The sequence below is a fragment of the Actinoplanes oblitus genome, from assembly GCF_030252345.1.
Classification (GTDB): Bacteria; Actinomycetota; Actinomycetes; order Mycobacteriales; family Micromonosporaceae; genus Actinoplanes; species Actinoplanes oblitus.
The window spans coordinates 429,387-452,500 of record NZ_CP126980.1; the positions used below are offsets into that span (position 1 = coordinate 429,387).

At 73.1% G+C, this 23,114-nt stretch carries 21 protein-coding genes; 8 read left to right on the plus strand and 13 right to left on the minus strand.

Translation table 11 applies throughout. From position 1 onward, the window contains the following. Positions 1-21: 21 nt before the first annotated feature. Positions 22-1,683 carry an APC family permease gene (locus Actob_RS01970; protein WP_284918233.1) on the plus strand — a complete coding sequence of 554 codons (1,662 nt, stop codon included), beginning with the start codon at positions 22-24 and terminating at the stop codon, positions 1,681-1,683. Between the two features lie 7 nt (positions 1,684-1,690). Here the strand turns inward: Actob_RS01970 and Actob_RS01975 are convergent, their stop codons facing one another. After that, positions 1,691-2,974, minus strand: coding sequence for an NAD(P)/FAD-dependent oxidoreductase (locus Actob_RS01975; RefSeq protein ID WP_284918234.1), 1,284 nt, complete (start codon positions 2,972-2,974; stop codon positions 1,691-1,693). Between the two features lie 80 nt (positions 2,975-3,054). Here Actob_RS01975 and Actob_RS01980 point away from each other — a divergent pair, with 80 nt between their 5' ends. Then, positions 3,055-4,116, plus strand: coding sequence for a lysylphosphatidylglycerol synthase transmembrane domain-containing protein (locus Actob_RS01980; protein WP_284918237.1), 1,062 nt, complete (start codon positions 3,055-3,057; stop codon positions 4,114-4,116). Here the strand turns inward: Actob_RS01980 and Actob_RS01985 are convergent. The 6 genes from Actob_RS01985 to Actob_RS02010 all read right to left on the minus strand — a co-directional run bounded on the left by Actob_RS01985 (position 4,113) and on the right by Actob_RS02010 (position 10,572). Beyond that, a complete protein-coding gene (locus tag Actob_RS01985) occupies positions 4,113-4,832 on the minus strand; it encodes a tetratricopeptide repeat protein (protein ID WP_284918238.1) in 720 nt (239 codons plus the stop codon). The genes Actob_RS01980 and Actob_RS01985 overlap by 4 nt on opposite strands. 95 nt (positions 4,833-4,927) lie before the next feature. Beyond that, entirely contained in the window at positions 4,928-5,944 is a 1,017-nt protein-coding gene (locus Actob_RS01990; protein ID WP_284918239.1) for a tetratricopeptide repeat protein, read from the minus strand. Beyond that, the gene (locus Actob_RS01995) at positions 5,944-6,837 is read right to left on the minus strand and encodes a cyclase family protein (protein WP_284918240.1); all 894 of its coding nucleotides are present in this window, start codon (positions 6,835-6,837) and stop codon (positions 5,944-5,946) included. The genes Actob_RS01990 and Actob_RS01995 overlap by 1 nt, the downstream gene beginning before the upstream one ends. A gap of 16 nt (positions 6,838-6,853) precedes the next feature. After that, positions 6,854-7,441, minus strand: coding sequence for a TMEM165/GDT1 family protein (locus Actob_RS02000; protein ID WP_284918241.1), 588 nt, complete (start codon positions 7,439-7,441; stop codon positions 6,854-6,856). Positions 7,442-7,693: 252 nt separating this feature from the next. Then, positions 7,694-9,283, minus strand: a complete 1,590-nt coding sequence (locus Actob_RS02005; RefSeq protein ID WP_284918243.1) for an alpha/beta hydrolase — start codon at positions 9,281-9,283, stop codon at positions 7,694-7,696. Positions 9,284-9,375: 92 nt separating this feature from the next. Further along, positions 9,376-10,572, minus strand: coding sequence for an MFS transporter (locus tag Actob_RS02010; RefSeq protein WP_284918244.1), 1,197 nt, complete (start codon positions 10,570-10,572; stop codon positions 9,376-9,378). Positions 10,573-10,657: 85 nt separating this feature from the next. Between Actob_RS02010 and Actob_RS02015 the strand changes: the two genes are divergently transcribed. Then, positions 10,658-11,230 (plus strand): TetR/AcrR family transcriptional regulator, encoded by a 573-nt coding sequence (locus tag Actob_RS02015; protein ID WP_284918246.1) that lies wholly within the window; start codon positions 10,658-10,660, stop codon positions 11,228-11,230. Between the two features lie 85 nt (positions 11,231-11,315). On the opposite strand, the gene Actob_RS02020 is transcribed toward Actob_RS02015, so the two are convergent. Continuing rightward, positions 11,316-11,516 (minus strand): hypothetical protein, encoded by a 201-nt coding sequence (locus tag Actob_RS02020; protein WP_284918247.1) that lies wholly within the window; start codon positions 11,514-11,516, stop codon positions 11,316-11,318. A 26-nt stretch (positions 11,517-11,542) separates the two neighbouring features. After that, on the minus strand, positions 11,543-13,093 hold the full coding sequence (locus Actob_RS02025) for an MFS transporter (RefSeq protein ID WP_284918248.1): 1,551 nt from the start codon (positions 13,091-13,093) through the stop codon (positions 11,543-11,545). Positions 13,094-13,208: 115 nt separating this feature from the next. Between Actob_RS02025 and Actob_RS02030 the strand changes: the two genes are divergently transcribed. Both Actob_RS02030 and Actob_RS02035 read left to right on the plus strand, forming a co-directional pair. Further along, positions 13,209-13,706 (plus strand): hypothetical protein, encoded by a 498-nt coding sequence (locus Actob_RS02030; RefSeq protein ID WP_284918249.1) that lies wholly within the window; start codon positions 13,209-13,211, stop codon positions 13,704-13,706. A gap of 4 nt (positions 13,707-13,710) precedes the next feature. After that, complete coding sequence (locus tag Actob_RS02035) at positions 13,711-14,397, plus strand: LamG-like jellyroll fold domain-containing protein (RefSeq protein ID WP_284918250.1); 687 nt, start codon at positions 13,711-13,713, stop codon at positions 14,395-14,397. On the opposite strand, the gene Actob_RS02040 is transcribed toward Actob_RS02035, so the two are convergent. After that, entirely contained in the window at positions 14,394-15,557 is a 1,164-nt protein-coding gene (locus Actob_RS02040) for a glycoside hydrolase family 18 protein (RefSeq protein WP_284918251.1), read from the minus strand. The genes Actob_RS02035 and Actob_RS02040 overlap by 4 nt on opposite strands. Before the next feature lie 97 nt (positions 15,558-15,654). Here Actob_RS02040 and Actob_RS02045 point away from each other — a divergent pair, with 97 nt between their 5' ends. Together Actob_RS02045 and Actob_RS02050 are read left to right on the plus strand one after the other, a co-directional pair. After that, complete coding sequence (locus Actob_RS02045; protein ID WP_284918252.1) at positions 15,655-17,694, plus strand: alkaline phosphatase family protein; 2,040 nt, start codon at positions 15,655-15,657, stop codon at positions 17,692-17,694. A gap of 6 nt (positions 17,695-17,700) precedes the next feature. After that, entirely contained in the window at positions 17,701-18,915 is a 1,215-nt protein-coding gene (locus tag Actob_RS02050; RefSeq protein WP_284918254.1) for an NHL repeat-containing protein, read from the plus strand. 637 nt (positions 18,916-19,552) lie between these two features. Here Actob_RS02050 and Actob_RS02060 read toward each other — a convergent pair. After that, positions 19,553-20,389 carry an SDR family NAD(P)-dependent oxidoreductase gene (locus Actob_RS02060; RefSeq protein WP_284918255.1) on the minus strand — a complete coding sequence of 279 codons (837 nt, stop codon included), beginning with the start codon at positions 20,387-20,389 and terminating at the stop codon, positions 19,553-19,555. A 140-nt stretch (positions 20,390-20,529) separates the two neighbouring features. Here Actob_RS02060 and Actob_RS02065 point away from each other — a divergent pair, with 140 nt between their 5' ends. Next, positions 20,530-21,027: a hypothetical protein gene (locus Actob_RS02065; RefSeq protein WP_284918256.1), complete on the plus strand. Its 498-nt coding sequence runs from the start codon at positions 20,530-20,532 to the stop codon at positions 21,025-21,027. A 119-nt stretch (positions 21,028-21,146) separates the two neighbouring features. Here Actob_RS02065 and Actob_RS02070 read toward each other — a convergent pair whose 3' ends face one another. Beyond that, complete coding sequence (locus Actob_RS02070; RefSeq protein ID WP_284918257.1) at positions 21,147-21,815, minus strand: DedA family protein; 669 nt, start codon at positions 21,813-21,815, stop codon at positions 21,147-21,149. A 109-nt stretch (positions 21,816-21,924) separates the two neighbouring features. Further along, positions 21,925-22,743 (minus strand): RNA polymerase sigma factor SigF, encoded by an 819-nt coding sequence (locus Actob_RS02075; RefSeq protein ID WP_284918259.1) that lies wholly within the window; start codon positions 22,741-22,743, stop codon positions 21,925-21,927. Positions 22,744-23,114 lie beyond the last annotated feature (371 nt).

Genomic DNA, 23,114 nt, shown 5'->3' on the forward strand with positions numbered 1-23,114 from the left:
AATTTCGGTTCGGTGGGCTGAATGGAGTCCGTGGGCACCGCTCAGGAACCTCCCCATCCGGCACCGTCCGGGCTCGCCCGTGGCCGGATCGGCGCGGTCTCCGCCGCCCTCTTCGGCGTTGCCGCCGCCGCGCCGATCGCCACCGTGGTCACCGTGGTCACCGTGAGCCCGCCGGTCCTGGCCGCCGGTGCCGGGCCGCTCGCGGCACTGTCGGTGGTCGCCGTCGCGGTCGTCCTGCTCCTTTTCGGTACGCCCTACGCCGCCATGATCCGCCGTACCCCGCACGCCGGAGCCACCTATCCGCAACTCGCCCGCGGTCTGGGTCGCCCCGCCGCGCTGGTCGGCGCCTGGCTCGCGCTGGCCGGGTACCACGCGATCCAATTCGGTCTATACGCCCTGCTCGGCCAGGCCGCCGCGCCGCTGCTGCACAGCTGGTTCGGGGTGACCGCCCCGTGGTGGCTGGTGGCCGGCGCCGGCTGGTTGCTGGTCACCCTCGGCGGCCTGCTGCGCGTGGAGTTCGCGGCCGGCGTGATCGCCCTGCTCACCGTCGCGGAGACGGCGGTGCTGGCCGGTCTAGCCGCGGCCGGCGTGCTCCGCCCGGCGGGTGGTGCCCCGATCCGGACCGGCACCTACCTGATCACTGACCCGGCGCGGCTGGACCGCTCGCTGCTCGGCCTGCTGCTCGCCGTCGCGGTGCTGGCCTTCGTCGGCTTCGAGACCGCGGCGACGTACGCCGAGGAGACCCGCGATCCGCGCCGCACCGCCGGCCGGGCCGCCCGCGGCGCGGTCCTGCTGCTCGCCCTGCTGCTGGCCGGTGTCACCTGGAGCCTGATCGTCGCGGCCGGCCCGGCCGGGGTGGCCGGGCGGGCCGCCGCCCGCGGACCCGAGTTGCTGTTCGCCCTGGCCGGCGAGCGGCTCGCCCCCTGGGCCGTCACGCTCGCCCGGCTGATGCTGGTCACCGGCCTGCTCGCGGCCATCCTGGCGGTGCACCACGCGCTCGCCCGGTACCTGTACGCACTCGGCCGGGAACGGGTGCTCCCCGGCGTACTGGGAAATGTCTCGCCGCGGACCGGCGCGCCGCGCGCCGCCGCCCTGACCCAGTCGCTCGTCGCGGGGGCCGCCCTGACCGGCGCCTACCTGGCCGGGGCGACGGCCTCGGCCCGGACCGCCCGCGCTCTGGTGGTCGGCGGCGGCCTGGCGATCCTGGTGTTGCTGCTGCTCACCGCGGTGGCGGCGCTGTTGCACCTGAACCGCGTCCCGGCCCGGGAAGGTGTCGGTACCCGGTTCTTCGCGCCCGTTCTGTCCATTGTGTCCCTTGGCGTGCTGCTCTACCTGGCCGGCCGCGACCTCGCCGCGCTGCTGGCGGTCCGCGCCGGCTCGCCGTGGGTGAGCGTGGTGCTCGGCGCGCTGGCCGGCTGCCTGGCGATCGGGCTGGCGCACGCGCTGGTGCTGCGGCTCGCCGATCCGGTGCGCTACGCGGGCATCGGTCTCGGCGGCGCCGCCCTGGTGATCACCCCGCAGCCCGGGCCGGCCGCCGAGCAGCCGACCGGCAACCCGCGGACCTGGGCCGCACCGCCCGGCGACGCGCCGGAGGAGCCGGCCGACGCACCGGCCGGGCTCCCGCGGCAGCGCACGCCCGGCGCGCACCGCCCGGAGCGCGTCCATCCGGAGATCAACGGCTGACCCGCGATCAGCCGGAACGCTCCGCGGTCAGCGGGACCGCGCTGCCGCGGACCAGCCCCAGCTGCACCGGCTGGCGGGACAGCGTGGCGTCGAGCAGCCAGTCGGTGATCACCCGCGTCCGGTTGCCGGGTATCGACAGCAGGTGGTAACCGCGGGTGACCGCCTTTCCGGCCACCCCGCCCAGCGGCACGCCGAGCGGGTTCGCCGCCGCCTTCCAGCCGCCGAGGTCGACGGCGAAGCCGAGGTCCCGATGCCGGTAGGGACGCCGCCGGCCGTGGCCGTAGGAGGCCGCCACGTTCCCCGCCACCAGGCGTCCCTGCCGCACCGCGTGCTGGGCGGTCATCCCGGTCAGCGCGCCCGGGTGCAGCACGTCCGGCACCGCCGCGGCGTCCCCGCAGGCGAAGACGTCCGGCCGGCCGGGCACGTTGAGGAACTCGTCGACCACCAGCCGGCCCTCCCGGGTGGCCAGTCCCAGCCCGGCGACCATCGGCTCCGGCCGTACGCCGACACACCACACCAGGGTCCGGGTCGGCACCTGCTCGCCGTTGGTCAGCCGCACCCCGTCCGGTCCGGCCCGGTCCACCCCGGTCCCGGTGAGCACCCGCACCCCGCGCATCCGCAGCACCTCGCCGGCGGTGTGCGAGAGTCGCGGGTCGAGCGTCGGCAGCACCCGGTCGGCGGTGTCCACGACCAGCCAGCGCGGCAGGTCCCGGATCTCCGGCCGGTGGGCGGCCAGCGCGGCGGTGAACAGCGCGCCCTGGGCGGCCACCTCGGTGCCGGTGTACCCGGCGCCGGCCACCAGGAAGGTGCACCTGGCGCGGCGCTCGGCCGGGTCGGTGGCCTGCGCGGCGAGTTCGATCTGCCGGGTCAGGTGATCACGCAGGTAGAGCGCCTCGGCGACACCCCGGAAGCCGTGCGCGTACTCGGTGACCCCGGGCACCGGCAGCAGCTTGTTCACGCTGCCCAGGGCGAGGACCAGGCGGTGGTAGCCGAGGACGCGGCGGTTGCCCTCCGGGTCGGCCCACTCCACGGTCCGGGCGTTCAGGTCGAACGCGCCGGCGTGGCCGAGCAGGACCCGGACCCCGGGCAGCGTGGCCGGGAGCGGCACGGAGATCCGCCGCGGTTCCAGGACCCCGGTCGCCACCTCGGGCAGCAGCGGCAGGTAGAGGAAGTAGTCGGTCGGGTTGAGCAGGACGATCTCGGCCCGGCCGCGGGCGATCCGCAGCAGCCGGCGGGCTGCCGCGTGACCGGCGAAGCCGGCGCCGACGATGACGATCCGCGGGCGTGCCATGCGCAACAGCGTGCCACCGGCGGAAACCGTCGCGGCGAAGTTGCCGAAAGTTCCTCGCGGAGCTGGCAGCATGGTTTCTGATGACCGCGACAGGCACTTCGGCGGCGGCCACCCGGGCGACCGGCCCGCCACGACGGCGGGGCCGGGGACCGCTCGTGGCGGCCGTGATGGCCGTCGTCCTGGGTACCGAGCTGATCATCGGCTGGCCCGCGCTGACCGAGGCGTTCGCCCAGCTGCGCGCGCCGCACTGGGGCTGGGTGGGCGCGGCGCTGGCCGCCGAGATCGTCTCGATGGGTACCTACGCGCGGATGCAGCGGGCGCTGCTGCGCGGGGCGGGCACCAAGGTGAGCGTGCGGCGGCACGTGGCGATGGCGTACGCGGCGCACTCGCTGAGCGTGACGCTGCCCGGTGGCCCGGTCTTCTCCACCAGCTTCAACTTCCGGCAGATGCGCCGCTACGGGGTGTCGCCCGCCGAGGCGTCCTGGTGCATCGCGCTGAGCGGGGTGCTCTCCACCGGCGCGCTGGTCCTGGTCGGCTCGGCCGGCGGGCTGCTGGCCCGCAACACCGGTAGCTGGCGCACCCTGCTCGGCTACGCGCTGGCGGCGATCGTGGTGACCGCCGGGGTCCGGCTGCTCGCCAAGCACCCGCTGTGGCTGGACCGGCCGGTACGCGCGCTGCTCGGCGGAGTCAACAAGGTCCGCCGGCGGCCGCCCGAGCACGGCGCCGACCGGCTCTTCGGCTTCGTCACCCAGTTGCGCGCGATCCGGGTGCATCCGGGGCACTTCGTCGTCGCGGTACTGCTCGCGTGCGCGAACTGGCTCTTCGACGCGTTGTGCCTGTGGCTGTGCTGCGTCGCGGCCGGGGCGGACCGGATCGCGCCGGTGCACCTGCTGATCGCGTACTGCGCGGGGATGGCGGCGGCCAGCATCCCGGTGGTGCCCGGCGGCCTCGGCGTGGTCGACGCCGCTCTCGTGCTCGGCCTGGTCGCGGGCGGCCTGACCAGCGCGAATGCGATCGCCGCGGTGGTGCTTTACCGGCTGATCAGCTTCGGTTTCATCATCGGTACCGGCTGGTTGGTCTGGCTGCTGCTGCGGCACCGCGCCAAGAAGCCGGTCCAGGCCGGACTCCGAAACACGGTCTAGGTCCGCTCCTCGGGACGGATCGGTGCCGCGTCGGTCTTGCGGCCGAACAGCTTCCAGCCGCGCTTCTTCTTCTCCACCATCGGCGCCGCGTCCCCGTTCAGGATGTCCAGCCGCTGCCGGGCCACCGGGTTGTTCGGCTCCAGTCGCAGCGACGTGGTCAGCGCCTGCCGGGCCTGGTCGACGTGCCCGAGCGCGGCCAGTGCCACGCCGTGCGTGAAGTAGTAGTGCGCCTCGTTCGGGTCCAGGCCGATCGCGGTGCGCGCGGCCTGCTCGGCGTCGGCGAGCTGGCGGTCGGCGGCGAGCAGCGCCCAGGCCACCCGGTCGTGCCAGAGCGGGTTCTTCGGCTCCACGATGACGGCCCGGTAGGCCATCGACATCGCCTCGTCGTGCTTGCCCAGCAGGGTCAGCGCGCGGCTGGCGATGGCCAGCGGGCGCGGGTCGTCGGGGGCCAGCTCGATCGCCCGGTGCGCGGCGTCGAGCGCCGGTTCCACCTGGTCGAGCGCGAGCCGGATGCGGGCCATCAGGATCCAGCCGGCCGGCGTCCGCGGATTGCCGGCCAGCACCGGTTCGAGCATCGCGGCGGCCTCGGCCGGCTGCAGGTTCTCGAAGAGGGCGGCCGACCGGGCGATCGCCATGTCGGTCGGGTCGGCGAAGGCGCGCTCGGCGACGCCGGGCGCGGCCGGCGGGGGATAGGCGGGTGGGGCCAGGTCGGTCATCGGGCCGCTCCGGGTAGCCGAGGGATGGGGCTCACAAGCACCACTTCGGCAGTACCGCCCGGTTTCTTAGGACGCCGCCGCCGGCGGAAGCGGTCTCAGGGGCGGGGAACCAACGACGTCAGCAGCCGGACGGCGAAACCGGCCAGACTCGCCACCCCGAGCAGGCCGGGCAGCCAACCGGCCGGCGCCACCGTCGCGGCGAGCAGGAGGGCGAGGGTCAGGGCCGCCGCGCCGGTCGCCGCCCGCTGCCCGATGACCACCTCTTTGAGGTACGCCCGGAGCACCCGATCCACCCGCATCAGGAAGTACCCGGCGTAGGCGGCCGGAGCCAGCGCCGCCACCGCCGCCAGCACCCGCGCCCCGCCGGGCGAGTCGTCGGCGACCCGCCAGCCCAGGTAGGCGAAGACCACCATGATGATCGCCGTGTAGATCAGGAACTGGCGCAGCGCCGCGTCCAGCAGGTGCCGGCTCGCCTCCTGCCGCGGATCCGCGCGCAGCGCCGCCACCAGCCCGGTCGCGCCCCGCGCCAGCCGGCGCAGCGCGAACGGGTTGCGATGCACCACGTCGAACGCGGCCAGCTCGTGCCGGGCCACCGCGTTCTCCGGGTCCAGCCGGAGCGCGTCGAGCAGCGCCTCCCGCGCTCGTTTCGGCAGGTTGAGCTGCTTCATCACGATGGCGTAGGTGATCCGGAAGTCGGCCTCGTCCGGATCCAGCCGGACCGCCTCGCGGGCCGCGTGCTCCGCCTCCACCGACCGGGTGCCCTGCTCCAGCAGCGCCCAGGCGAGCCGGTTGTGCCGGTACGGGTTCGCCGGCTGCCGGGCCACCGCCTCCCGTGCCGTGCCGATCGCCTCGTCGTGGCGTCCGAGCGCGGTGAGGGTCCGGCTCAGGGCGGTGAGCGCCTCCGCCGAGCCGGGCGCCTGCCGTACCGCCCGCGTCGCCACCTCGTGCGCGAGGTCCGGTTTCTCCAGGGCCAGCTGGGTGTGCGTCATCAGCACCAGGGCCGGCAGGTGATCGGGTTCCGCGGCGAGCACCGGGCCGAGCAGCTCGGCGGCGGCGGCCGGCTCGCCCCGCTGCAACCGGAGCCGGGCCAGCGCGACCGGTTCGGCGGTCATCAGGCGGGCACCGTGGCGTACGCCCGCACCGGGAACGTCCCGAACCCGGCGATCCGGGGCGGCACCGCGGTGAACCGGAACTCGTGCACCGGCAGCGCCGCGAGGTTCGTCAGGTGCTCCACGATCGGGATACCGGCGGCCAGCAGCAGGCTGTGCGCCGGCCGCTCGCCGCGCGCCCCGGCCGAGATGTCGTCGATGTTCACCGCGTCGATCCCGACCAGTGCCGCGCCCCGGTCCACCAGGTCCCGCGCGCCCTCCCGGGTCAGGTACGGCGCGTTCACCGAGTAGTCCTTGGTGGCCCAGTGCCGGTCGCCGCCGGTGTGCAGCAGCACCGCCCGGCCGGCCACCTCCAGCCCGGCCAGCGACTCGGCGGTGATCCCGCGCGGGCCGCCGACGGTGCGCACCACCACGGCGGGCAGCTCGGCGAGCCGGTCGAGCGGCAGCCCGGCCAGGTCGGTCCCGTTCGGGTACCTGTGGAACGGGCTGTCCAGGTAGGTCCCGGTGTTGCCCACCATGGTGATCCGGTCGATGGAGAACTCGGTGCCCGGCGCGTAGCGGTCCCGGGACTCGGCATGGCTCAGGTACCGGCTGACCTGCGGGGCGGGCAGCCCCGGATAGGTGGTCAGGCCGTCCCGGACCACATGGCTGAGCTCGACGAACCGGGTCTGCGGGCGACGTGGCCCGGGGATCGCCGCGGGCTCGCCGAAGACCCGGACCGCGCTCAGCCGCGCCCTGTCGATCGGGCGTGGCGCGAGCACGGCGAGCAGCCGCTCGGTGATCTCCGCTTCGGTGACGTCGGGGTGCGGCACGTCCACCTGGAAACGCCGGGCGCTCAGGGCACCGCCGTCGGTGAAGGTGACCTCGGCGTCGAATTCGGCCCGATACCGCAGCACTGGCGTCTCCTCGCCATCAGGTGAGGCCGATCACGCCCTCGGCGATCAGCCAGATGCCGAAGATAGCGAATAGTGCCGCGGCGCCCCACTTGATGATGTGCTCGGGCAGGTGCTTGCCGAGCAGGCGGCCGACCAGGATGGCGAGCGCGTCCGCGGCGACCATGCCGACGGTGGAGCCGACCCAGGTGCCGAACCAGCCGTGCTGGGTGGCCAGCGTGATGGTCGCCAGCATGGTCTTGTCGCCCAGCTCGGCCAGGAAGAACGCGCCGCCGACGGCGAGGATCGCGGAGCCGGTGGAGCGTTCCGCCTTGCTCTTCTCCTCGTCGGTGAGCTTGTCGCCACGCAGCGTCCAGGCGCCGAAGACGAGGAAGGCGGCACCGGCGATCAGCGAGATCCAGTCGGTGGGCAGGGCGGCGCCGAGGCCGTACCCGATGGCGACCGAGACCAGGTGGACCAGCGCGGTGGCCACGGTGATCCCGATCAGCACGTGCGAGGTGCGGAACCTGGTGGCGAACGTCATCGCCATGAGCTGCGACTTGTCGCCGAGTTCGGCGACGAAGATGACACCGAAGCTGAGGACCAGCGCGGCGAGGAACTCTGTCACGGACAACTCCCGGTGGATGACGACCGGGTTCCAGGCGCGGGGCGACCTCGACCCGGCCGTGGGATGAACGGCCTGGTCGAAGGTCTCGCTCGCCTCGTGACGAGGCCGCGCGGCCGGACGATGTGCAGAACACCGTCAGTATGTCGACCGCGACATTGGGAGCTACTCCCCTTCGCGAGATCGACCTTACCGGAAACGCGGGCGGGCCCGGTGGCGAGATACGTCACCGGGCCCGGTACCGCGGCAGGCGGCTCAGGAACCGATCAGCCGCTGGATGCGCAGCCGGTCACCCAGCCCGGCCGAGCGCTTGAGCCCCGCCTGGCCGGGGTCCGGCGCGGCGAGCGGCTGGCACCGCTTGTCCGAGCGATCACCGGCGACCCGCTTGGGCAGCGCGCCGGTGGCCAGGTACGCGGCGACCGCGTCGTCGACGCACGCGTTGCCGAACAGCGACCCGGCGTGCGTGGTCCCGTTCACTCCCTCGATCAGCGCGGCGCGCGGGAACCGGTGCCGGACCTCGAGACTTCCGGAGAACGGGGTGGCCGCGTCAAGCGTCTCGCTGAGCAGCAGGATCGGCGGCACCTTCGACCCGTCCACCCGGGCCGCCGGTTTCGCGGGGGCGGCCCAGTGCCGGCACGGCGCGTTGTACCAGGCATTGCCCCAGGTCTCGAACGGCGCCCGGTGGTAGACCCGCCAGTTCTCCTTCGACCAGGTGGCCCAGTCGGCCGGCCAGGGCGCGTCGGTGCACTGCACGGCCAGGTAGATCGCGTAGTTGTTGTCGCTGCCCGGGGTCTGCGGGTTGTTGTCGTCGTAGAGCTTCTTCAGCCCGGCCGGGTCCTTCTTGGCGATCCAGCTCGAGAACGCCTGCGCGACCTGCTCCCAGCCGAAGATGTAGTAGCCGGGCTGCAGGAAGATGTCGGTCAGCTCGGCCGGCCCGATCACCCCGCCGGCCGGCTTGGCGCCCAGCTCGGCGAGCTGCCGGTAATAGAGCCGCTCGACCGCCGTACGGGTCCTGCCCAGGTGGTACGTGTCGTCGTGCGAGGCCAGCCAGCGGAAATAGATCTTGATGTTGCGGTTGAACGCGATGTCCTGGTCGAGGTTGGACTGCCACCAGATCCGGGCCGGGTTGACGTTGCCGTCCAGCACCATCCGGCGTACCCGCTGCGGGAACCGAGTCGCGTAGACCTGCCCCAGGTAGGTCCCATAGGAGAAGCCGTAGAAGCTGATCTTCTCGGCGCCCAGGGCCTGCCGGATGCTGTCGATGTCCCGGACCGAGTCCTCGGTGCGCAGGTGGTCGAGCAGTGCCCCGCCGGCCTTCGCGCAGTCCGCCGCGTACGCGCGGCTCCGGACGTGCCAGGCGTTCTCCAGCGCCGCGGTGACCGGCACGTACGCCGGCCGGTGGTATCCGGCGTAATCGCTGTCGCAGCTCAGCCTGGGCTTGCTCGCCCCGACGCCGCGCGGGTCGAAGCCGATCCAGTCGTAGGCGTCACCGGCCTGGCCCGGCACGTGCGAGCCTAGCGTGGCCATGCCCCGCCCGGCGCCGCCCGGCCCGCCCGGGTTGACCAGGATCGGCCCCTGGTACTTGCCGGCCGCGACGGTGTGCTTGATCCGGGCGACAGCCAGCTCGATCTTGGTGCCGCCCGGGTTCGCGTAGTCCATCGGCACGGTGACGAACCCGCACTCCGCGCCCTGTGTCTTGAGTGAGGTGTCGGTGCAGGGGCTCCACGCGATCGGCGCCGGCACGTAGCTCGGGGTGCCGCCTGGTGGGGCCGCCTCCGCCGAGGTGACAGCGGCGCCCACCGCACCGAGCACGACCACTGTCGCGGCCGCCCAGATTCTCTTCATGTACCCGCCCCTTGGTGTCCGATTCGCCCCATATGCTGAAGCGTTTTCGGGCACTTTCCACCCCTCCACGCCGAGGTGGGCCCCGAAAGGGATCAGGCGCGGCGCCGGCTGAGCAGCGCGACCAGGCCGAGGGCGGCGACCATCGTGCCGTACCAGAGCGCCGTGGTGTGCAGGCCGATCCGGGTGGCGGCCTGCCCGGCGATCACCGCGGGGATGCTCAGCGCCGCGTACGAGATGGTCAGCGCGACGGCCAGCAGCTCGCCCCGCTCGTGCGGCTCGGCGATCCGGGCCAGGGTGCTGAACGAGGCCAGCGACGCCGCACCGAACCCGGCCCCGGAGATCACCGTGCCGGCCGTGGCCAGCGCCAGGCTGCCGGTGACCAGCCCGGCCACCCCGAGCGCCCCGCCGGTCAGCAGCCCGGCCCCGGCGATGGTCAGCACCCGTGCCGTGGCCACCGCGCGCAGCAGGAACGACGTGACGGCGCCGGTGCCGGTGACCAGTGCCACCACCAGCCCGGCGAGCAGGTGGTCGTGGACACCGAACGCGTCGGACGCCACCGACGGGCCGAGTGAGAGGTAGAGGCCGCCCAGCGCCCAGCTCGCCACCATGATCGGGACCAGCGCGAACAGGTCGCCGCGGAGCCGGGCCGGCACCCCGAGGCGGGGGATCAGCGAGGCGGCGGCGCCCGGGCGACGCCGCGCGGTCTCCGGCATCCAGGCCACCGCCAGGCCGGCGATCACCATGCCGGTCAGCAGCACCGCGTAGACCAGGTGAGTGGGGAACGGCGCGAACTTGACCAGCGCGCCGGCGCCGAACGCGCCCAGCCCGAGCCCGGCCACCGGGGCGATGCCGCTGATCAGCCCGGCCCGGCCGGGTGCGTGCGCCGGGTTCAGGTCGATCAGCGTGGCGCCCAGCGTGCTCAGCGCGGCACCGGTCGCCACGCCCTGCACGACCCGGGCCACCAGCAGCACCGACACGTCACCGGCGGCCAGGAAGAGGATCAGCGAGACCGCTTCGAGCGCTATCGCGCCGGCCAGGATCGGGCGGCGGCCGACGTGGTCGGAGAGCGCGCCGACGGTGAGCAGGGTGGCGATCAGGGCGACCACGTAGACCGCGAAGATCACCGTCAGCATCGCCGGGGAGAAGCCCCAGAGCTGCTGGTAGACGACGTAGAGCGGAGACGGGACGGCGGACGCGGCGGCGAACGTCACCAGGATCGCGGCGATCGCGGTGAAGGCGGCGGGCCGGCTCAGCCGGGTTGCCGGGGCCCGCTCGGCGACGACTGTCATGAGGATTCCCCCAGTGATTGAACAGACAGGTCTGTCTAGTTGCTGGAACCGACACTAGACAGACCTGTCTGTTATCGTCAAACGCATGTCAGTCGCGTCACCCCGCCGGTCGGCCCGCGAGCGCCTGCTGGCCGCCGCGGACGAGCTGTTCTACGCCGAGGGCGTGCACACCGTCGGCATCGATCGGGTGATCGAGCGGGCCGGCGTCGCCAAGGCCTCGCTCTACTCCGCGTTCGGCAACAAGGACGGCCTGGTCCGGGCCTATCTGCAGGGCCGGCACGAGGAGCGCAGGGCACGCGTGCTGCGCCGCGTCGAGCAGCACGAGGAGCCACGCGAGCGCCTGCTCGCGGTCTTCGACGCGCTCGCCGAGTCGGCCGCCAAGCCGGGGTTCCGCGGCTGTGCCTTCTACAACGCCGGCGCCGAGGCCGACCCGCACGGCGTGGTGCGCGAGGAGGCCGCGGCCAACCGCGCCTGGACCCGCCAGCTCTTCACCGACCTGGCCCGCGCGGCCGGCGCCCCGGACCCGGCCGCGCTCGCCGGGCAGCTGGTCATCCTCTACGACGGCGCGACCGTCGGGGCCCGCCAGGACCGGGGTCCCGCCGCCGCCGAGCAGGCGCGCCTGATGGCCGCCGCGCTGCTGGACGCCGCCACCGCCTGACGACCGCCGGCACGCGGCGGGCCGCGGCCGGTCCGTCGCCGCCACTTTCCGGTACGCCCACCCGTACCGGAAACTGGTTTTGCTCTCAGTCCCTCGCGGGCTGGTCGAGCGGCTCGGCGATCCGGGTGGCGGGCGCCAGCGGCGACGCGTCGGCCAGCTCGGCGCTCACCTCGGCCTCGTGCGCCACGAAGTCGCCGCCGGTCGGCGTGCCGCCCGAGCGGGAACGGACCAGTGAGGCCAGGGCGCCGAGGACGGCCATCCCGATCGCCATCCAGAAGACCACCACCAGGCCGTCGTGGAACGGATCGGCGATCAGCCGGGGAAGAACTCCAGGCCGGTGAGGGTGGCCGCGTTGTCCGGCGGCAGCGTGCCCAGCACCGACGGCCCGAGCAGCTCGGCGATCGGGTTGTAGCCCAGGAACGCGGCGAACAGGGTCCCGACCGGCGGGATCCGCGCGGCGTCGGCGGCGACGTCCGCCGGCACGCCCTGCGCGGTCAGCCCGGCGTGCAGGCTGCCCGGCAGCGAGTCGGACAGGCCGGCCACCATCAGCGAGAAGAAGACGCCGATGGAGAGCACCTGACCGGCGTTCATGAAGGTGGCCCGCATGCCGGAGGCGGCGCCGCGCATGTTCGCCGGGACGCTGGACATCAGCAGCGAGGTGTTCGGCGCGGAGAACAGGCCGCCGCCCAGGCCGTTCATGAAGATCAGGGCGGCGAACACCGGGTAGCCGAAGTCGCCCGGGACGAGCAGCAGGCCGGCGAACGAGGCGGCCATCACCAGCAGGCCGCCGGCCGCGAACGGGCGGGCGCCGAACCGGTCGGAGAGGAACCCGGCGAGCGGGCCGGCCACCAGGAAGCCGATGGTCAGCGGGACCAGGTAGATGCCGGCCCAGAGCGGGGTCTGCTCGTAGTCGTAACCGTGCAGCGGCAGCCAGATGCCCTGCAGCCAGATGATCAGCATGAACTGCAGGCCGCCGCGGGCCACGCTGGCCAGCAGGTTGGCCAGGTTGCCGCCGGTGAACGCGGCGTCGCGGAACAGTCCGAGCGGGAACATCGGCTCGGCCACCCGGGTCTCGATGATCCCGAAGGCGACCAGCACCAGCGCCCCGCCGATCAGGCCGGCCAGCACCCACGGGTTGGTCCAGCCCTGGGTGTGCCCGCCGTACGGCTGGATGCCGTAGGTGATCGCCGCCAGCACCGCGGTGAGGCCGATCGCGAACGTCGCGTTGCCCCACCAGTCGATCTTCGCCGGCCGCCGGACCCCGCTGTCGTGCAGCGACCGGTACGCCCAGACCGCGCCGGCGATGCCGAGCGGGATGTTCACCCAGAACACCGAGCGCCAGTCCCACTCGGCCAGCACGCCGCCGGCGACCAGGCCGATGAACGAGCCGGCCAGCGCGGAGACGATGTTGACGCCGAGCGCCATGCCGCGCTGCTCGGCGGGGAACGCGTCGGTGATGATCGCGGCCGAGTTGGCCATCAGCATCGCGCCGCCGATCGCCTGTAGCACCCGCCAGCCGATCAGCCAGAGGGCGCCGCCCGAGCCGTGGAACGGGTCGACGGACAGGATGATCGAGGTGAGCGCGAAGATCGCGAAGCCGGCGTTGTAGATCTTGACGCGGCCGTACATGTCGCCGAGCCGGCCCAGCGTCACCACCAGGACCGCGGTGACCAGCATGTAGCCCATCAGCATCCAGAGCAGGTAGCTGACGTTGCCCGGGGCGAGCGGGTTGATGTCGATGCCCTTGAAGATGGCGGGCAGCGAGATCAGCACGATCGACGAGTTGATCGTGGCCAGCAGGTTGCCGAGTGTGGTGTTGGAGAGCGCGACCCACTTGTAGCGCGGATGATCCACGGCGAGCATGGGCCAAATTTACATCATCTGCTTATGTATTGGCCGGGTAGGCACCTGGTTACACTCCGACGCGCGGCACCGGAATCCCCACGAGGCCCGGGGGTCGCCTGGGACCATGCGAAACATGGACGAGTTCTGGCTCCACCCGCGGCTGGGGACGGCAACTCGGGACGGCCGGGCGCCACGGCACTACCTGATCGCGCTGCAGCACGCCGTACACACCCTCGACGCGGACCCGCGCTGGCAGCAGTGGTGGCACCGCAGCGGAATACCGGAGTGCCAGCTCGGCATCGTCACCGAGGGGTGTGACCACCTGCGCCCGAGCGCCGACATCCGCCGGGTCGGCGGCCAGCTGCGCGCGAACTTCACCTGCGCGCTGCCGCCGGCCTGCTCGGACGCCGAGCTGATGCGGCGCGCGGTGACCGAGGTGCGGACCATGTTCGAGGTGATCCGAGAGGCGATGGCCCTGCCCGACCTGCCGCCCGATCCCGAGCCCGCGCCACCGCCGCAGCACGGCCGCGACGACCTGCCGGTGATCGAGAAGGCGCTCCCGTCGGTGCCCCGGGAACTGGCCGAGCAGGGCTACCTGACCCTCACCCAGGTGCAGAACTTCTTCGGTTGACCTGATGCTGCTGTCGATGCTGATGATGAGCGCCGGGCTGTCGATGGGCACCCCGGTCCCGATCACCATCGCCCGGTACGACTTCAACGGCCAGAACGGCCTGGTGCTCGACGACTCCGGTTTCGGGCACCACCTGCGGATCGTCTCCGGGCACGGCGGCCAGGTCCGGCTGGTGGTGCACGGCACCGGCAACGCCGTCGCCTTCCCGGCCCACTGCGAGCTGACCGTCTGCCCGCACGTGGCCTTGCAGAGCCCCGGCACCGCCGACCTGAATCCGGGCGCCCGCGACCTCGCGTACGGCGCCGACGTGCTGCTCGCCCCGGCCGAGACCAGCAAGGGGCAGAACGTCGTGCAGAAGGGTTACTCCAAGACCAGCAGCCAGTACAAACTGCAGATCGACGGTACGGCCGGCCAGCCCAGCTGCGTGCTGGTGGACGTCCGCCGCCCCGGCATCCGGATGGTCCGCAGCTCGGTGTCGGCCGCCGACGGCCGCTGGCACCGGCTGCGCTGCGAGCGGGCCGGCAGCCGGTTCGAGATCTACGTGGACGACGTGCTGCGCGGGCGTACCCGGATCCCGGCGGGCCTGGCGGTCGCCAACAACCGCCCGCTGAGCATCGGCGGCAAGGGCGCCTACCGGGACAACGACCAGTTCAACGGCGCCCTGGACAACGTCTGGGTACGCATCGGCTAACCGGCCAGGGCGGTGAGCAGCGCGCCGTCCGGGGTGTCGCCGGACAGTTCCCAGGCGAAGACACCGCCCAGCGCCCGGCTCCGGGCGAAGGCCACCTTGCCGCGGATGGTCTCCGGGGTGTCGTACGACCACCACTGCGTCCCGCACCTGGCGTACGCCGTCCCACCCACCGTGCCGGTCGGCGGGCACCGGGAGGCCAGCACCTTGTAGTCCTCCATGCCCTTCTCGTACTTGCCGGGTGCCGGCCCGGTCGCCGCCGTGCCCGGCGCCGGGCTGTGCACACCGGTCCAGCCCCGCCCGTAGAAGCCGACCCCGAACAGCAGCTTGGCGGCCGGCACCCCCTGCCCCAGCAGCCGGGACACCGTCGCCTCGGTGCTCGCCCCGGCCCGCGGGATGCCCGGGTAATCGGTCAGCGCGGAGTGCGGCGCGGTCCGGGCGTCGGCACCGCCGGCCCCGAAGTAGTCGTAGGTCATCGCGCCCAGCCAGTCCGCCTGCGCCGCCGCCGCGGAGTAGTCGGTGGCCGCGAGCTTTCGCAGGTCACCCGGCACCGCCGCGGTGACCAGCCGGTCCGGGCCGAAGGCGGCGCGCAGCCCGCCGAGCACCCTGGCCAGGGACTCCCGCCCACTGGTGTCGCAGGTCTGGCCGCACGCGTTCGGGTACTCCCAGTCCACGTCGATGCCGTCGAACAGCCCGGCCCAGCGCGAATCGGTGACCAGGTCGTGGCAGGACTTCGCGAACGCCGCCGGGTCGGCGGCCGCCGCGGTGAACCCGGCCGACCCGGTCCAGCCGCCGAACGACCAGAGGATCTTGAGCCCGGGGTGGGCCGCCTTCAGCTTCCGCAGCTGCCCGAAGTTCCCGCGCAACGGGGCGTCGGCGGCGTCGGCGGCCCCGTCCACGCTGTTCGCCGCGGTCACCGGTTTCTGGTACGCCGCCCACGCGTCACCCACCGCGCAGCGGCCCTGATCCACCTTGCCGAACGCGTACAGCAGATGGGTGAGCCGCGCGGCCTGGACGTCGGACACCCGGAAGCCGCGCCCGTAGACGCCCCACTCGGTGAAGTACCCGGCCACCACCGGCCCGTCAGGTGCCCGGGGCGCCGGGCGGGCCGGGGCCGAGCAGGCGGCCAGGAACAGGAGAGTCAGAGCGAGGAAGGCACGCACCGGCACGAAAGTAGCCGCCGAACCGGGTGATCGGCCCCACGTTCCCCCTATCGTGTGCCGCGACCCGGCCCGAGCCCGGCTGTGCGATCGTCGAGCCGTGGCCGTATTCGCTTGGCGCCGAGTCCTGGGCCGGGCGCGCGCCGTGCTCCGCAGCGCGCTCATCACCTTCGTGGTGGTGACCGTGACGCTGTGGCTCATGCCCGGCGTGGCCGGCGCCGACATCCTGGACACGCTGAGCCTGGTGGTGCTGGTCGCGGTGGTCGGCGCGGTGCTGCGGCCGCTGCTGCTGCTCGGCGTCACCGCGCTGGGCGGCTGGGGCGCCATGCTGTTCGGCGTGGTCGCCCAGGTCGCGGTCATGGTGGTGGCCCTCGACCTGGATCCGGCGAACCGGATCAGCGGCCTGCCCACCCTGGTCATCGCGGCGATCCTGGCGGTGGTCTTCGCCGCCCTGCTGGACTGGATGGTCGACGCCGGCAGCGACGACACGTTCGTCCGGGAGTCGCGGCGGCTGATGCGCGGCGTCCGGCGCCGGGCCGCCAGGCGTGCCGGCGGGCCGCTGTTCACCATCCGCCGGCCGCGTCCCGGCACCGAGCCGGGCCTGCTCGTGGTGCAGCTCGACGGGGTGGCCGAGCCGGTGCTGCGCTGGGCGATCCGGGCCGGCAACCTGCCGGTCCTCGGGCACTGGCTGCGCTCCGGCAGCCACACCCTGCGCCGCTGGCACACCGGGCTGCCGTCCACCACCCCGGCGTCGCAGGCCGGCATCCTGCACGGCGCGTCCCGGCAGATCCCGGCGTTCCGCTGGTTCGAGAAGGAGTCCGGCAAGGTGCTGGTCGCCAACCGGCCCCGGGACGCCGCGGTGATCGAGCGCCGGCTCAGCGACGGCCGCGGCCTGCTCCGCGACGGCGGCGTGAGCATCGGCAACGCGTTCGGCGGGGACGCCGCCACCAACCTGCTGACGGTCAGCCACGCGGCGCTGCCCGGCCGGTCGGCGCGCGGCTGGGCGGCGTTCATGGCCTCGCCCTACGGTTTCACCCGCGCCCTGGTGCTCGGCGTCGCCGAGGTCGTCACCGAGCTGCACCAGGCCCGGCTGCAGCGCCGGCGCAACCTGCTGCCCCGGGTCAGCCGCTCCGGCGCCTACCTGGCGCTGCGCCCGGCCGCCATGCTGCTGCGCGACGTGAACGCGTCGCTGGTCGCCGAGCAGATGGCCCGCGGCGTCCCGGTGATCTACTGCGACCTGGTCGACTACGACGAGGTGGCGCACCACGCCGGCCCGGCCCGGCCGGAGTCGATGCGGCAACTGGAGAGCCTGGACCGGGTGCTCGGCGTGCTGGAGCGGCTGTCGCCCGAGGCGGCCCGGCGCTACCACCTGGTGGTGCTCTCCGACCACGGGCAGAGCCAGGGCGCCACGTTCCGGCAGCGGCACGGCGAGACCCTCGACCAGGTGGTGCAGCGGCTCACCGCCGAGACCGCTGCCGCACCCCGGGAACCGGCCGAGGAACAGGGCAAACGGGAACCGGACCCGAGCCCGGCGGCGGCCCCGCTGCTGGTCCTGTCGTCCGGGAACCTGTCGCTGGTCTATCTGACCCGCTGCCCGCACCGGGTGCTGCGCGCCGAGATCGAGCGGACCTACCCGCGGCTGATCGCCGGGCTGGCCGCCCATCCGGGGATCGGCCTGGTGGTGGTCGGTGACGAGCAGGGGCCGATCGCTTTCGGTCCGGGTGGCAGCCATCGGCTGCGGGACGGCGAGGTGTCCGGGAAGGACCCACTGCTTCCGTACGGCCCGCAGGCGCGCGCCGACCTGCTGCGTCACCAGGAGGCAGCACATGTCGGCGACCTGGTGGTGATCAGCTCGGTGGATCCGGAGACCGAGGAGGTCGCCGCCTTCGAGGAGCTGGTCGGCTCGCACGGCGGCCTGGGCGGCTGGCAGACCGACGCGATGCTGGTGCACCCGGCGGCCTGGACGGTGACCGCCGACCTGGACGGACCGGACGCGGTGCACCGCCAGTTGGTCGAGTGGCTGGAGTTGCTCGGCCTGCGGGAGGCGGCCCGGCCCGCGGTCGGCGCCGGCGAGCCGATCCACGTCGAGGACCTGGACCGCAACCGGTCACCGCGACTTTCCCCGACCCGGGAGGGTTAGTCCGGTGTGCGCCTGCGTGATCTGACGATCGTCCTGCTCGCCGTGGTTCTGCCGCTGACCGCGGCGCCGGCGGCAGCGGAGATCGCCGCTCCGCCCGCTCCGCCCGCTCCGCCCGCCGTCCGTGCCGCCCCGGCCACTCGGCCGCTCGGCCCCGCGCTGCCGCCCACGCCGCTGCTCCGGGCCGCGCCCACGTTCAACGGCAGCGTCTACGCCATCGCCCACCGCGGCACGGCGGTCTACGTCGGGGGCGAGTTCACCAGCGCCACCTCCGCCGGGCGGACCTATCCGCGGAAACGGCTGGCCGCCTACGACGCGCGCACCGGAGCACTGCTGAGCTGGGCGCCACCCGCCGACGGCACGGTACGCGCGCTGGCCGGCACCCTGGACGGGATCTACGCGGCCGGGTTCTTCCACACCGTCGCCGGCCGGCGGCGTGACGCTGTCGCCCGGCTCAGCCCGGGCGCCGGCCGGCTCGCCCCGTTCGCCCATCAGGTGGACGGGACGCCGTACGCGCTGGCCGTCGCGAACGGCCGCCTCTACCTGGCCGGCAGCTTCACCGGCGTGGACGGCGAACCGCGCGCCAACCTGGCCGCGTTCTCCCTGGCCACCGGCCGTCTCGACGAGACCTGGCAGCCGGCCGCCGACGATCGGGTGCACACCCTCGCGGCCAGCGGCGACCGGATCTATCTCGGCGGCGGGTTCCACACTGTGGACGGTATGCGCGGCACCCTGCGACTCGCGGTGGCCGACGGGCGTACCGGGGCGATCGACCCCTGGTTCCAGCCGCACCCGGTGGCCGAGGTGACAGCGATAGCCGTGGACGGCGCCGGCGTCTACGCGGCCACCGGCGGGCAGGGCGGCCGGGCCGTCGCCTACGCCTTCGACGGCAGGATGCGCTGGCAGCGGGTCTTCGACGGGGACGCCACAGCGATCGCCGCGGCCGCCGGGGTGACCTATGTGGGCGGTCACTTCGACAGGGCCTGCCGCACCCCGCGCAACGGCCCGCAGGGCGCCTGCCTGGACGGCGCCCTGCCTCGAGTCAAGCTCGCCGCGATCACCCCGGACGGCCGGCTCACCGACTGGAACCCGCCGGCCAACGGCGTGATCGGAGTCCGTGCCGTGGCGACCGGGGCCACCCCGCCCACCCTGGAGGCGGGCGGCGACTTCACCACGATCGACGGCCGCCCGCAGCCCCACTTCGTCGCCTTCACGCGGTCCTAGCCCGTGTTTCGGAGTCCGCCGTTGCCAGGCGCGCTCTGGGCCACGCCGCAGCCCCGGTCGGACTCCGAAACACGGGCTAGCTGTGACGTCCGGGGACGTTGGCCAAGGAAGTCTGACCACTCGATCTGTGGGCGGTTGATCCATCTCGCGAACAGGTGAAGGCCGCGTCGCCGACGACGAACCCGCCACCACCGCCGTCGGCGTCCTGCGACGCGCGGTTGCCTGGTACGCCGTACCCGGCGTCACCATCCGACGGGTGCTGTCGGACAACGGCTCGGCCTACAAATCCCGGCTCTGGGCCGTGACCCCCCTGCCGGTCACAGACCACCGGCAAGATCGAACGCGTCCACCGCACACCGGCCACGGCTGGGCCTTCGCCAAGCTTCACGCCAGCGAAAAGGGCCTGCCCTACCCGGGTTCCCGCACGACTACAACTACCACCGACCCCACACCGCGATCGGCGAGCTGGCACCCATCACCCGATTGCAAGTCATCACACCTAGTCACGTCGCCACGTCGTCCACACCAGCGCGTCGTCCACAGGGCTGCCGTCCAAGATCGCCGATGCGCGTCATGCTGGCACAGGGCAGGCCCCCCTGGGTGGGCGGGGACTGGCACGTTGCTGGGCGCCGCTCGGTCAGGTGAGCTTGCGCCGGCGGGCGACGGCCTCGCTGATCGTCCAGTAGTGGGCGGGCAGCACCCGGGCCAGCAGGTCGGCGGCCCGCGCCGCCTTGGTGATCACCAGGCGCGGACGGCGGGACTGGATGGCGGCCACGATCTGCCGGGCCGCCTCCTCCGGGGGTAGGGTCAGCGCGGTCTCGTGGAACCGCCGGTTCTCCGCCGCCTGCACGCCGGCCGGGTCGCTACCGCTGAGCCGGGCGTTCAGCGCGATGTTGGTGCGCACCCCGCCCGGGTGCACCACCGTCACCCCGACCCCGCGCGGCTCCACCTCGTGCCGCAGCGCCTCGGTGAACCCGCGCACCGCGTACTTGCTCGTCGCGTACGCCACCTGGCCGGGCGGGGCGATCAGGCCGAACAGGCTTGACACGTTCACCAGGTGGGAGCCGGGGCGGGCGAGCAGCTGCGGCAGGAACGCCTTGGTCATCCGGATGACCGCGTGCAGGTTGATCTCCAGCAGCCACTCGACGTCGGCGAGCGCGTTCTGCTCGAACGTGCCGGACAACGTCACCCCGGCGTTGTTGATCAGCAGGTCGGCCCCGCCGAGCCGGGACGCGACCTCGGCGGCCAGATCACCGCGGTCCTCGCCGTCGGCCAGATCGATGACGTACGTCGAGACGTCCGCCCCGCCCAGCTCGCGCGCCATCGCCGCGACCCGCGCCAGCCCTTCGGCATCCCGATCGACCAGCACCAGCACCGCCCGCCGTTTCGCCAGGTCGAGTGCGAGCGCGGCACCGATCCCACCGGCCGCTCCGGTGATCACACAGGTACGCCCCGCGAAGGTGAACCGTCGCACCGTGAAGCCTCCTGGGGTGAGCCGCCGTCCCCGGAGACTATCCCGGTACCGCCCGGCAACCGGCCCTTACCGGTCGCACAGGAGCCGCACAGGAACAACGGCCAGGCTGTTCCCATCGACGTGACCCACCGAGGAGCCCGATGACCGCGGACGACCCCGACGACCAGCCCGGTCCGGCGTACCCGCCGGGCGACGCGCACGCCACCCCGGAGCAGGGCGCCTCCCGGCCAGCCACCGGCCACGGCGACGCCCAGCACTGCGGGTGGGACCCGGCCGGGCATGTCGGCCAGTTCGCCAGCAGCGGCCTCGACCACAACTCGCCGGCCACCTGGGCACAGGGCAACGATGGGATACCGCCGTCCCGGGTCGGCGCACCCGTCCACCGGGACGCCCCGCCGCGCGCCGAGAACTGTCCACCGGTCCGCAGGAGTCCGCGACTGGCGCTGGTCACGGCCCTGGTCGCGGCCGCGCTGGCCGGTGGTGGGGTCGGCGCCGGGATCACCGCGGCGCTCCTTCGGGACCACGGCTCCTCCGCGCCCGGTGACCTGCCGGGACAGCCGGGCGGCGGACCCGGCCAGAACGGCCCGGACCGGCCGGGTGGGCAGACCACCCAGCCGTCGGCCACCGCCTCCGATTGATCGTCAGGGACGGTTCCCGCTGTGGGCGGCGCTTCCGCCGGCCCAGGAGAGCGGTGCCCCGGGCGTACCGGAAGGAAAGCGAGCGGAGCCGGCGGCGGACCGCCGACCGGGAGTGACAGCTACGCCGGGTTCTCCTCGGCCGGCGCGGCGGCCGAGGCGCGGGCCCGGCGGCGGCGGATGTGCCGCACGTGCAGCGCCACATAGGTCGCGACGGCGAGCACCACCAGCGCGATGGCCGGCCACTTGTACCGATGCGCGTGGTCGATGATCGTCACCAGGTTCGCGCCGAGCAGGTAGGAGATGGTGGTCCACCAGCCGACCCAGAGCGCCGCGCCGATCGCGTTGTAGAGCAGGAACGTCTTCCATGGCATCTTGGTGATCCCGGCGATCACGCCGTTCAGCTGCCGCAACCCGTCGATAAACCGGGCCACCACGATGATCCGGTTGCCGCGCCGGGCGAAGAACCGCTCGGCCTTCTCCAGCCGCTCCGGGGTGACGAAGATGTACTTGCCCCAGCGGTGCACCACCTTGCGACCGCCACGCAGGCCGATCCAGTACCCGATGTTGTCGCCGACCACCGCGGTGACGAAGCTGACGAGCGCCACCACGTAGATGTTCATCCGGCCGGTGCTCGAGTAGATCGAGGCGGCCACCATGATCGTCTGGCCGGGGGCGGGCACCCCGAAGCTCTCCACGACCATCACCGCGGCGAGAGCCAGGTATCCCCAGCGGTCCAGGATCGGGGCGACGCTGTGCAGGAACCCGGGAAGCTCGGCTGAAGGTGGCATCGGCCCTACGGTAGCTGGACTTGGTGACGTGGGTCGCACGGACCTGTGCGTCAGACCTTTGATGCGAACAGCCCCGGCCGGGAAGGACCGGGGCTGTCAGGACACGGGATCAGATCGTGTCGGCGGCCAGCTGGTTGCGCAGCTTGGCGAGCGCCTTGGTGAGCAACCGAGAGACGTGCATCTGGGAGATGCCGATCTGGTCGGCGATCTGCGACTGGGTCAGGTTGCCGTAGAAGCGCAGCGTCAGGATCCGCTGCTCCCGCTCGTCCAGGGTGGCCAGCGCCGGGCCCAGCGCGACGCGGGTCTCGGCCAGCTCGTACTCGTAGTCCTCGCCGCCGAGGGTGTCACCCAGCTCGGTGCTGCCGTCGGCGCTGATCGGGGTGGAGAGCGAGGTGGCGTTGTAGGCGCGGGCGCCCTCCAGGCCCTCCAGCACCTCCTCCTCGCTGATGCCCAGGTGGGCCGCGATGTCCGGGACCGTCGGCGAGCGGCCGAGGGAGTGGGTGAGCGTGCTGTTCGCCTCGGTGATCGCCAGGCGCAGCTCCTGCAGCCGGCGCGGAACCCGCACCGACCAGGTGCGGTCGCGGAAGTGCCGCTTGATCTCACCGATGATGGTGGGGATCGCGTAGCCGGCGAAGTCGACGCCGCGCTCGGGGTCGAACTTGTCGACCGCCTTGATCAGGCCGACCATGGCGGTCTGCACCAGGTCGTCGGTGGGCTCACCGCGACCGGAGTAACGGTTGGCGAGGTGACGGGCGAGAGGCTGCCAAGCCTCGATCGCCTGATCCCGCAGGGCGGCCCGGGACGGGTGCCCGGCCGGCATCGCGGCCATCGCGTTGAGCAGTTCCGCAGCGCTGTCCACGGGGCTTTCGGCGCTGGCAGCCGTCGACGGTGCGACGGTCGTCGAAGTCGAAGTCTCCATGACGGTCATGCGAGGTCCTCCCTGGCACCTTTCCGGAGAGCCGGTCCACTTTGCACTGGACCCAGTTCGGTCGGGCGTCCTTACCCACGGGCGACGCCACCTAATCATTCGGCGACACCCGCGCATGGTTGTCCGTTCAGTTGGGACCACCCTAGCCTGATGTCTGACGGAAGACTAGCCGAAAGTATGAGTGACACTCATCCGGCTGGTGTGCAGGCCGCGAACTTCGCGAAGCGGACGGAGTACCGCGTTATCCGGCTATTTCCGGCCCGATCGGTCAGGTGCTTTCCCTTCTTCTGCCTCGCCATCCTGGCTTCCCGCCGCTGCGGCACCGGCCATCCACTGACCTTCTGTCTCTCCTCTTCTCCTGGCCGTCCTTG

Excerpts from the sequence above, each read along its gene's own strand:
- Actob_RS01970 (WP_284918233.1), top strand. The coding sequence starts at position 22 with ATGGAGTCCGTGGGCACCGCTCAGGAACCTCCCCATCCGGCACCGTCC.
- Actob_RS01975 (WP_284918234.1), bottom strand. The coding sequence starts at position 2,974 with ATGGCACGCCCGCGGATCGTCATCGTCGGCGCCGGCTTCGCCGGTCAC.
- Actob_RS01980 (WP_284918237.1), top strand. The coding sequence starts at position 3,055 with ATGACCGCGACAGGCACTTCGGCGGCGGCCACCCGGGCGACCGGCCCG.
- Actob_RS01985 (WP_284918238.1), bottom strand. The coding sequence starts at position 4,832 with ATGACCGACCTGGCCCCACCCGCCTATCCCCCGCCGGCCGCGCCCGGC.
- Actob_RS01990 (WP_284918239.1), bottom strand. The coding sequence starts at position 5,944 with ATGACCGCCGAACCGGTCGCGCTGGCCCGGCTCCGGTTGCAGCGGGGC.
- Actob_RS02005 (WP_284918243.1), bottom strand. The coding sequence starts at position 9,283 with ATGAAGAGAATCTGGGCGGCCGCGACAGTGGTCGTGCTCGGTGCGGTG.
- Actob_RS02010 (WP_284918244.1), bottom strand. The coding sequence starts at position 10,572 with ATGACAGTCGTCGCCGAGCGGGCCCCGGCAACCCGGCTGAGCCGGCCC.
- Actob_RS02015 (WP_284918246.1), top strand. The coding sequence starts at position 10,658 with ATGTCAGTCGCGTCACCCCGCCGGTCGGCCCGCGAGCGCCTGCTGGCC.
- Actob_RS02025 (WP_284918248.1), bottom strand. The coding sequence starts at position 13,093 with ATGCTCGCCGTGGATCATCCGCGCTACAAGTGGGTCGCGCTCTCCAAC.
- Actob_RS02030 (WP_284918249.1), top strand. The coding sequence starts at position 13,209 with ATGGACGAGTTCTGGCTCCACCCGCGGCTGGGGACGGCAACTCGGGAC.
- Actob_RS02035 (WP_284918250.1), top strand. The coding sequence starts at position 13,711 with ATGCTGCTGTCGATGCTGATGATGAGCGCCGGGCTGTCGATGGGCACC.
- Actob_RS02065 (WP_284918256.1), top strand. The coding sequence starts at position 20,530 with ATGACCGCGGACGACCCCGACGACCAGCCCGGTCCGGCGTACCCGCCG.
- Actob_RS02070 (WP_284918257.1), bottom strand. The coding sequence starts at position 21,815 with ATGCCACCTTCAGCCGAGCTTCCCGGGTTCCTGCACAGCGTCGCCCCG.
- Actob_RS02075 (WP_284918259.1), bottom strand. The coding sequence starts at position 22,743 with ATGACCGTCATGGAGACTTCGACTTCGACGACCGTCGCACCGTCGACG.